General features: G+C 65.6%; 7 protein-coding genes. 3 read left to right on the forward strand and 4 right to left on the reverse strand.

Annotated elements, in window-relative coordinates:
• Positions 1–151: 151 nt before the first annotated feature.
• Together FKZ61_RS23295 and FKZ61_RS23300 are read left to right on the forward strand one after the other, a co-directional pair.
• Positions 152–754 (forward strand): DNA integrity scanning protein DisA nucleotide-binding domain protein, encoded by a 603-nt coding sequence (locus tag FKZ61_RS23295; RefSeq protein WP_141612564.1) that lies wholly within the window; start codon positions 152–154, stop codon positions 752–754.
• A 10-nt stretch (positions 755–764) separates the two neighbouring features.
• Positions 765–1,961: a DHH family phosphoesterase gene (locus tag FKZ61_RS23300; protein ID WP_211358710.1), complete on the forward strand. Its 1,197-nt coding sequence runs from the start codon at positions 765–767 to the stop codon at positions 1,959–1,961.
• 25 nt (positions 1,962–1,986) lie between these two features.
• Here FKZ61_RS23300 and FKZ61_RS23305 read toward each other — a convergent pair whose 3' ends face one another.
• Complete coding sequence (locus FKZ61_RS23305; RefSeq protein ID WP_141612565.1) at positions 1,987–2,784, reverse strand: kanamycin nucleotidyltransferase C-terminal domain-containing protein; 798 nt, start codon at positions 2,782–2,784, stop codon at positions 1,987–1,989.
• A gap of 203 nt (positions 2,785–2,987) precedes the next feature.
• A complete protein-coding gene (carB, locus tag FKZ61_RS23310; protein WP_141612566.1) occupies positions 2,988–6,329 on the reverse strand; it encodes a carbamoyl-phosphate synthase large subunit in 3,342 nt (1,113 codons plus the stop codon).
• Positions 6,330–7,268: 939 nt separating this feature from the next.
• Between carB and FKZ61_RS23315 the strand changes: the two genes are divergently transcribed.
• Complete coding sequence (locus FKZ61_RS23315; protein WP_141612567.1) at positions 7,269–7,979, forward strand: queuosine precursor transporter; 711 nt, start codon at positions 7,269–7,271, stop codon at positions 7,977–7,979.
• Positions 7,980–8,011: 32 nt separating this feature from the next.
• Here FKZ61_RS23315 and FKZ61_RS23320 read toward each other — a convergent pair whose 3' ends face one another.
• Together FKZ61_RS23320 and FKZ61_RS23325 are read right to left on the reverse strand one after the other, a co-directional pair.
• The gene (locus tag FKZ61_RS23320; RefSeq protein ID WP_141612568.1) at positions 8,012–8,563 is read right to left on the reverse strand and encodes an aminoacyl-tRNA deacylase; all 552 of its coding nucleotides are present in this window, start codon (positions 8,561–8,563) and stop codon (positions 8,012–8,014) included.
• Positions 8,560–9,702 carry an aminotransferase-like domain-containing protein gene (locus FKZ61_RS23325; protein WP_141612569.1) on the reverse strand — a complete coding sequence of 381 codons (1,143 nt, stop codon included), beginning with the start codon at positions 9,700–9,702 and terminating at the stop codon, positions 8,560–8,562. Before FKZ61_RS23325 ends, FKZ61_RS23320 begins: the two co-directional genes overlap by 4 nt.
• Positions 9,703–9,777: the final 75 nt, after the last annotated feature.

Below are 9,777 nucleotides of genomic sequence, written 5' to 3' on the forward strand. Positions count from 1 at the left end.
AAATACCACGGCAGAAATTCGGCGGCACGACCCCGGGTGGAAACCATCGGCGAATTTCTGCCGGGATTTGCTAGAACATGTCTGTCGCTGGTTTTGGGGATGGACCCACCGTTCGGCCTGGAGATGAGAAAAGGATGCCAAACCAATCGATATGAGTGGAAAAAACGAGGCCGATATCCTGCGGGATATCCGGTCCAAAGTCAAAGACATTAATTTTGATACCCTGGAAGAAGTGGTGCTGCTGGCCGTCGAAATCGCACGGGAAGGCCGGGAGGGGCGCAAAATCGGCACCCTGTTCGTGGTATCCGACGAAGAGGAGACCCTGAAATGCTCCAAGCCGCTTATCCTGGATCCCCTCTGGTGTCACCCCAGCGAGCTCAAACGGATCCAAAACCCGGGCATGCGGGAGACCCTCAAGGAGCTGGCCCAACTGGACGGCGCCTTCATCGTCTCTGATGATGGCATCGTTCTGTCCGGCTGTCGCTACATCCACGCCTCCATCGAGGGGGTGCAGCTGCCCCTGGGCCTGGGAAGTCGGCATATGGCGGCGGCGGCCATCACCAAACATACCCGCGCCATTGCCGTGGTGGTCTCCGAGAGTTCCATTGTGCGCATTTTCGACGATGGCGAGATCATCGCCGAGATCATCCCGGAACTGTGGCTGATTCGGCGTCACGGGCTCCACATTTCGGGCCCCTATTCAGCCCGTAACGTGGAACAGATCACCGTGGCCAGCAAACGCGATAGCGGATAACGGGCTGCTTATGAACCAACACCAATGGACAGAGCGAAAAACCATGGAAGTGGACGGTCAAGCCATGCCGGAAAACCGACGCCAGGCCCCAGACGTACCGGTCGACCGGCTGCGAGCCCTGTTGGAGGCCCACCGGGGCGAACGCCACATCATCGTGCTCCAGGATTATCCAGACCCGGACGCGCTTTCGTCGGCCTTTGCCCACCAGCTCATCAGCGCGCAGTTTGATATCACCGCCGACATTGTCTACCGCGGCCGCATCAGCCATCAACAGAACACGGCGCTGGTGAAAATTCTGGGGATCGAGCTGCGACGCTTCGAGCCGGACATGGATCTGGGTGTCTACCAGGGGGCGGTATTGGTGGACAACCAGGGCAACACGGCCAGCGCCATTCTGGCCGCCCTCCAAACGGCCAACGTCCCCATCCTGGCGGTGGTGGACCACCACGAGACCCAGGAACGGCCGGATGTCCCCTTCGTCGACATCCGCCGCACCGGGGCCACGGCCACCATCTATGCCGAATACCTGCAACAGGGGCTCCTACCCATGGATGGCTCCCGCAAGGAGCATGTGCTGGTGGCCACCGCCCTCATGCATGGCATCATGACCGACACGGGAAACTTCATCCGCGCCAAACCGGAGGATTTCTACGCCGCGGCCTTCCTGAGCCAATATCGGGATGCGGAGCTGATCGCCCAGGTCATGAGCCAGGCCCGCTCCAAGCAGACCATGGAGATCATCCGCCTGGCCCTGGGCAACCGGGTCATCGTGGAAAACTTCAGCGTGGCCGGGATCGGCTACCTGCGCGCAGTGGATCGGGATGCCATTCCCCAGGCAGCCGACTTCCTCCTCACCGAGGAGAACGTCCACACCTCCCTGGTCTACGGTATCCTGATCGGCGACGACGGCAGCGAATCCCTCATCGGCTCCATGCGCACCCGCAAGCTGACGCTGGACCTGGATGAGTTCATCAAGGATGTCTTCGGCAAGGATGCGGCGGGGCGTTACTTCGGCGGGGGCAAACTTTCGGCGGCGGGGTTTGAGATCCCCATCGGCTTCCTGGCAGGCGGGACCAACAAGGAGTACCAGGAGCTGAAGTGGCAGGCCTTCGATGCCCAGGTGAAGCAGAAGATCCTGACCCGGATTGGCGTTAACAGCGCGGACATGGCCAAGTATCTCACGCCCGCGTCCAGCCAGCGCCAGTAACTTTCGGATCCCTGGGCACGCCCTGCTAGAACGGCGGCTCCAACCTGGGCCGGGACCGGGGTGCCAGGTCGATCCCCATGGTGGCCAGCCAGGGCCCCAGCCCGGCCCAGAGGCGCTCCAGGTCCGCCGCCGTCTGGTCAGCGTCGGCCAGGTCACCGGCCATCACCCGGCGGCAGAGCTCGTCATAGCCGGCTGGACGCCCGGGCAGGGCCAGGGATTCCTCCAGCAGATGGGCGCCGGTGGTGTAGCAGTGGCGATGGGCCAGCCCCAGCATGAGGGCCCCCTGGACTGCCAGGTGACAGGCCAGGGAGGGCACAAAGTGGTTACGGCCCCGGGCCCGCTCGTTGCGCAGCTTGCCCATGCCTTCGTAAAATTCGGCCACCACAATTTCAGCGATGGCCTGATGGAAGGCGGACGCCGGCGGTGAGTGGACCAGCGCCTGCAGCTCCGTGAAGAAGCCCGGCTCGCCGAAGAGGGGACGCGCCCGCAGAAATTGCCCCTGGCGCAGGGGCCACCGCTCATCCACCTCCACCGCCCGCCGGCGCACGACCGCCAGGTCGTAGAAGTTTACCTCCGCCTTACCGGAGCCGTACATCCACTCCGCGGTCTCGTCCAGGCCGGGCCGGTCCACCACGCAGAACAACTCAATGTCCGAGTAGGGGCCATCCCGGCCCTGGGCCATGGAGCCATAGAGGCCGATGGCGATGAGCGCCTGGCCGTAGATCTCCCGGATCCGGGCCACAAGCCGGTCCACCACCTCCATGCGCTGGTCGTGGGTACAGGAACCCGGCCCGGCCCACCAAGCTTCCCGTCTGCCGTCCATGCTTCCACCGGTTGATCCACAGATGAGACCGATCCTGAGCCACCACAGGGGCGGCGCCCAGCCGCCCATTGTCGCCATACCCCGGCGGGTGAAGGGGCGACGACGGATGCGCAGCTGAGAGCTGCGCCTACGATGGGGCAACCCCTACCGCAGGTGCGGCTCCCAGCCGCGCGTCTTCCGGCAAAGATCGAAACCCGGGTGGCCTACACCCGCTGTTTCTGCTTCTCGTAGTGCTCTTGCAGGCTGCGCACCTTCAGCTCCTGTTGGCGCATGGCCCGGATGCCGCTGACTGCGGCCTGGGCTGCGGACAGGGTGGTGATCAGCGGGATCTCCATGCGGGTGGCCAGCCGCCGGATCTTGGCGCCGTCCTCCCGGCTGTCCGGCCCCAGGGGCGTGTTGATGATGAGCTGGATCTTGCCATCCCGCATGGCGTCCAGGGTGGTGTAGCCCTGGGCTCCGGTGATGGCCTTGGCCAGGATGGTGACGGGAATGCCGCTGCGGCTGATGAGCGCGCCCGTGCCTGCGGTGGCGTATATGGTGAAGCCCAGCCGGTGCAGGTCCCGGGCGATCTTGAGCGCGCCTCCCTTGTCGAAGTCGTTGACGGTGATCAGCACGCCACCGCTCAGGGGCAGGCCAGTCCCCGCGGCCAGCTGGCTCTTGGCAAAGGCATGGCCAAAGCTGGCGGCGTGGCCCATCACCTCGCCCGTGGAACGCATCTCCGGCCCCAAGAGGGCGTCGATGCCGGTGAACTTCTTCCAGGGCAGCACCGCCTCCTTCACGAAGAAGCCGTCCAGGGGGGGCTCCACCACCAGCCCCAACTCGGCCAGGCTCTTGCCCAGCATCACCTTGGCCGCGAGCTTGGCCAGGGGAACGCCGGTGGCCTTGCTGACGAAGGGGACGGTGCGGCTGGCCCGGGGGTTCACCTCCAGCACGTAGACCACGTCGTCCTTGATGGCGTACTGGACGTTCATCAGACCTCGCACGCCCAGGGCCATGCCCAGCTTTTCGGTGTACTCCCGGATGATGTTCAGGTGATAGTTGCTGATCTTGTAGGGCGGGAGGACACACGCGCTGTCGCCGCTGTGGATGCCGGCTTCCTCGATGTGCTGCATGATGCCGCCGATGATCACCCGCTCGCCGTCGCAGATGGCGTCCACATCCACCTCGTAGGCGTCCTCCAGGAATTGGTCGATGAGGATGGGCTTGTCCATGGAGACGGCCACGGCCTCGGCCATGTAGCGGCGCAGCGCGGCCTCGTCATCCACGATGGCCATGGCCCGACCGCCCAGGACGTAGGAGGGCCGCACCACCACCGGGTAGCCAATGCGGCCGGCCACGGCCACCGCGTCCTCCGTGGTGCGGGCTGTGCCATGGGCCGGCGCAGGGATGGAGAGCTCATCCAACAGCGCACCGAAGCGATCCCGGTCCTCGGCCAGGTCGATGGCGTCCGGCGGGGTGCCCAGGATGGGGACGCCGGCCCGCTGCAGGCTGGTGGCCAGGTTGAGGGGCGTCTGGCCGCCGAACTGGACGATGACCCCGGCCAGCTCGCCCCGGCTGGATTCCCGTTCCACGATGTTCAGGACATCCTCGAAGGTCAGGGGCTCGAAGTAGAGCCGGTCGCTGGTGTCGTAGTCGGTGCTGACCGTCTCCGGGTTGCAGTTGACCATGATGGTCTCGTAGCCCAGCTCCTGGAGGGCGAAACTGGCGTGGACGCAGCAGTAGTCGAACTCGATGCCCTGGCCGATGCGGTTGGGGCCGCCCCCCAGGATGATCACCTTGCGGCGGTCGGTGGGCGGCGCCTCGCTTTCCGATTCGTAGCTGCTGTAGAGGTAGGGGGTGTAGGCTTCGAACTCGGCCGCGCAGGTATCCACCTGGTGATAGGTGGGGAGCACCTGGAGCTTCTTCCGCAGCGCCCGGATGTCGGTCTCGGAAACCGGGGTGGAAAGTTCGGCGTTCTCCGGCGGCGTATCGCCGTTGGTCGCCTGCCGTTCGGGCAGGACCAGTTTCCCCTGGGCCATGCGCTCGTTCACCATCCGCGCCAGCTGGGAATCGGAGAAGCCCAGGCGCTTGGCCTGGCGCAGGGTGGGGGCATCCAGGCGCTCCAGGCTCTGCTCGAACTGGATGATCTCGGCCATCTGGGCCACGAACCACGGATCGTAGCCCGTGAGCTGGCAGACGGTGGCCGGGCTGTCCCCCCGTTTCAGGGCTTCGTAGACGGCAAAGAGGCGATCCCGGTTGGGGATGCGCAGCAGATCGTGAAGTTCGATCTTCTCGTCGTAGCCCCGGAAGTGGCCATTTTCATCCCGCTCCATGGGGCCCAGGCCGTCCCGGCCGATCTCCAGACTGCGCAGGCCCTTCTGGAGGGCCTCCTTGAAGGTGCGGCCGATGGCCATCACCTCGCCCACCGACTTCATCTGGGGGCCCAGCTCCCGGTCCACGCCGGGGAACTTCTCGAAGGCCCAGCGGGGAATCTTGACCACCACGTAGTCGATGGATGGCTCGAACGCGGCCACCGTCTGCTGGGTGATGTCGTTCTTGAGCTCGTCCAGGGTGTAGCCCACCGCGACCTTAGCGGCCAGTTTGGCGATGGGGAAGCCGGTGGCCTTGGAGGCCAGGGCGCTGGAGCGGGAGACCCGGGGGTTCATCTCGATGACCACCGTGCGCCCCGTCTTGGGATCCACGGCAAACTGGACGTTGCTGCCGCCGGTTTCCACGCCCACGGCCCGCATGACCAGCCGGGCCTGATCCCGCAGCCGCTGGTATTCCTTGTCGGTCAGGGTCTGGACCGGAGCCACGGTGATGCTGTCGCCGGTGTGGACGCCCATGGGGTCCAGGTTTTCGATGGAGCAGACCACCACAAAGTTGTCGGCGCTGTCCCGCATCACCTCCAGCTCGTATTCCTTCCAACCGATGAGGGACTCTTCGATGAGCACCCGGTGGACGGGGCTTTCCTTGAGCCCCCAGAGCACCTTTTCGTCAAATTCCTGGGGGGTGAAGACCGTGCCCGCGCCGCTGCCGCCCAGGGTGAAGCTGGGGCGGATAAAGATGGGGTAGCGGCCGATCTCCTGGGCGATGCGGCGGGCTTCCTCCAGGCTGCGGGCGATGCCGCTGCGGGGCGATTCCAGGCCGACCTCGGTCATGGCGGCCTTGAAGAGCTCCCGGTCTTCGGCCACCTGCATGGCGCGCAAATTGGCGCCGATCAGCTCCACGCCGTAGCGATCCAGGATGCCGGCTTCGGCCAGGGCCACAGCCAGGTTCAGGCCCGTCTGGCCACCGACGGTGGGCAAGAGTGCGTCCGGCCTTTCTTTGGCAATGATTTTTTCCAGAATTTCCACAGTCAGCGGCTCCACATAAGTGACGTCCGCCATTTCGGGGTCGGTCATGATGGTAGCCGGGTTGGAATTGACCAGGATCACCCGGTACCCTTCCTGGCGCAGGGCTTTGCAGGCCTGGGCGCCAGAGTAATCGAATTCACAGGCCTGGCCGATGACGATGGGGCCAGAGCCGATGATCAGGATGGAGGAAATGTCGGTTCGTTTTGGCATTTGTCCCCCTGTAATCTGGAGAATTTGACAACCATTGCCGTTACAGACCGGACACAGGCGACCGACTGGGCGATTTCCTGCGTCCGACACAAAAGCAGGTTGGCAAATGGGCCAACCTGTTCAGGATCTGAACTATTTTACAACAACCCGTTGGATCGTTGAAAGATTCGGGCGAATGAAACGCGACGATACCGGTTCCTGTAGATGGCCCGGTTTGCGGTAGGTGCGGTCTCCGGCCGCACGTTGTCGCCATGGCCTGGGTGGGTGAAGGAAGGGCAACGGATGCGCAGCTATGAGCTACGCCTACAACGGGGTGCCCGTTTCCGTAGGGGCGGGCCGCCACGGGGGGCGCCCCCTACCAGGGGCGGCTCCCGGCCGCACGTTGTCGCCAACCCCAGGCGGATGAAGGAACGGCGACGAATGCGCAGCTATGAGCTACGCCTACAACGGGGTGCCCGTTTCCGTAGGGGCGGGCCGCCGTGCCCGCCCGAAGCGGGCCGCCCCCTGTGGCGGCCCCTACCAGGGGCGGCTCCCAGCCGCACGTTGTCGCCAACCCCAGGCGGATGAAGGAACGGCGACGAATGCGCAGCTATGAGCTGCGCCTACAACGGGGTGCCCGTTTCCGTAGGGGCGGGCCGCCGTGCCCGCCCGAAGCGGGCCGCCCCCTGTGGCGGCCCCTACCGTAGGTGCGGCTCCCGGCCGCACGGTTTCGCCATGCCCCAGGCGGATGAAGGAACGGCGACGAATGCGCAGCGACGAGCGGCGCCTACGAGGGAGCGACGATCGACAAAAAATGGCAACGGCTACCCAACCGTGGTAGGATAGAGGGGTTGCCGCCGGGCCACCCTGGCGGCGAAACGGCCCTGGGTCCCGGCATGGCCAATCCCTGGGCCGGCGGTCGAAGTTCCCGCCTGATCAAAACATACAAGGAGCAATGAAATGGATCTTTCAAGCACATCGGCGGTCTCAAGTTCAACCCGGGCCAGATCCCTGGCCGAGCCCACGGAGCCAGGCCTGGAGCCCGGCGACCTGGCTGCCGCCATCCCCGCCGCGGCGGTGATCGTGGTGGCAGCCTACATCGGCGCCCAGATGCTGTCGGACATTGCCAGCCTCAAGATCGGCGTGGTGGCCGGGTTGGCCGTGGACATGGGCACCTTCATCTATCCCATCACCTTTACCCTGCGGGATGTGGTCCACAAGCTGTTGGGGAAGCGCAACGCCCAGGTGCTGATCGTAATGGCCGGCATCATCAACCTCTTCATGGCCGGCTACCTGATGTGGGCGGCCTGGGTGCCCAGCGACCCAGGCTGGGGCCTGGGCGAAGCCTTCAGCGCCATCCTGGCCCCGGTCTGGCGTATCGTCATTGCCTCCATCGTGGCGGAGCTGGCCAGTGAGCTGCTGGACACGGAGATCTACCACTGGTTCGTCACCCGTATTACCCGCCGTTTCCAGTGGCTGCGGGTGCTGATCAGCAACAGCATCAGCGTGCCGGTGGACAACATCATCTTCGCGGTGGGCGCCTTCGGCTGGGTGCTGCCGTGGGACGTGGTCTGGCAGATCTTCCTCTTCAACCTGCTGGTGAAGTACGGCGTGACCCTCTTCAGCCTGCCGCTGATCTACCTGGCGCCGGAAGATTTCTCCCGGGAATGAGCCACCCCAGAGGTGGGCCGGAGAGCCTCCCTTCAGGCCTGGAACCGGCCCACCTCCACCGCCCCCAAAGCCTTCATCAAATCGGCCGTGCGCAGGATCACAGCCGTCCCCCGCACGCCAGAGCCCATGGAGACCTCCTCCTGGGCCAGCACCCTTTCATCCACCAGCACCGTCACCGGCTGCCGCAGCCCAAAAGGGGCCACCGCGCCGATGGGGTAGCCGGTAACCGCCAGCACCTCCTCGCCACTGGCAGTGGTCAGTCGGGACTGGCCAAAGTGGCGGCGCAGGGCCCGCCAGTCGATCCGGCCAGGTCCTGCCACCAACACCATGGCATACTTGCCCGCCTCCAGGCGGAACAGGATGCTGCGCACCACCTGCTCGGGGCGCTGGCCCCGCTCTGCCGCGGCCTGCTCCAGGGAACGGACCGGACCGGCATGGCGAAAGACCCGATGGGGGATGCCCCGGGCGGCCAGGACAGCGGCCACCGGGGGAATCTCCTCCTGGCCCGGGTGGTGTTGCCCGCTTCCATGGAGCCCATCGCCCTGGGCCTCGTGGCCGTGGCCCTCGTCGCTTGTTTGGGTCATGTGCGCATCTCCTCCATGGCCTGACGCAGGCGTTTCACCCCTTCAGCCAGGGCCGGCGGATCGTGAAAGGCAAAGCTGAGGCGAAGGTAGTGGCGCAGGCCCTGCCGGCTGGAACAGCGCGCCCCCGGCAGAAAGCCCACCTGATGGCGCCGGGCGACCTGCAACAGGCGCCCGGCATCTTCCTGGCCGGGCAGCTCGGCCCAGAGGAAGAAGCCCCCTTCGGGAACCCGAAAGCGGAGTGTCGGCAGGTGGGCCTGCAACGCGGCCACCAGGGCATCCCGGCGGCTGCGATAGGCTGCCCGCAGCGCCGTGAGGTGGGGCAGGAGGAGGTCCAGCTCCAGCACGCTGCGGACCACGGCCGCCGCAAAGGGGTTCAGCCCGCCGCCGCTGTCCACCAGGCCGCCGCCCACCAGCCGCCGCAGCCAGGCCGGGCTGCTGTGGATCCACCCCAACCGCAGGCCCGGCGCCAGGATCTTGGAGAAGGAGCCCAGGGAAAGGATGGGCGCTTCCTGGGCGTAGGCGGCCAGGGGTTCGGGAGGAGGACGGTCGAAGCTCAACAGATGGTAGACCTCATCCGCCACCACCAGCAGCTCATGCTCCTGGCTCAGCCGGACCAGCCGCTCCCGATGGGCCGCAGGCATGGTCACGCCGGTGGGGTTCTGAAAGGTGGGGATGGTGTAGAGGAAAGCCGGGCGCACCTGTCGCAGCTGCCCGGCCAGGGCCTCCAGATCCAGGCCATTTTCGTCGGTGGGGATCCCCACCACCCGCAGGCCGTGGTCGGCAAAAATGCGCAGGGCCAGGAAGTAGGTAGGCTCCTCGACGAAGACCACGTCGCCCGGCTGGCTGAAGAGGGTGCAGATCAGGTCTAACCCCTGGGAGGCGCCGGCGGTCAAGAGCAGGTGTTCCGGTTCGGTGGCGCTGGCGCCATGTTGGCGCAGAAGATCCGCCAGGGCCAACCGGCAGTAGCCATCCCCCTGTTCGTAACCGTAGTTCAGGAAGTAGGGATCCCCCTGGGCGAAGCGATGTCGGGCAGCCCGTTCCAGGAGAGCCAGGGGCAGCAGCTCGAAGCCCGGCTGGCCGATGCCAAAGTCGACCATGCCAGGCGGCAGGTGGACCTGGGTGGTCCGGACAGCGCTCATGGGCTGGCTTGCCCCCTCTGGATCGGTGCAAATCCCGGCAGAAATTCGCCAATGGTTTCCGCCAGAGGTAGTGCC

It is taken from the genome of Litorilinea aerophila (assembly GCF_006569185.2).
Classification (GTDB): domain Bacteria; phylum Chloroflexota; class Anaerolineae; order Caldilineales; family Caldilineaceae; genus Litorilinea; species Litorilinea aerophila.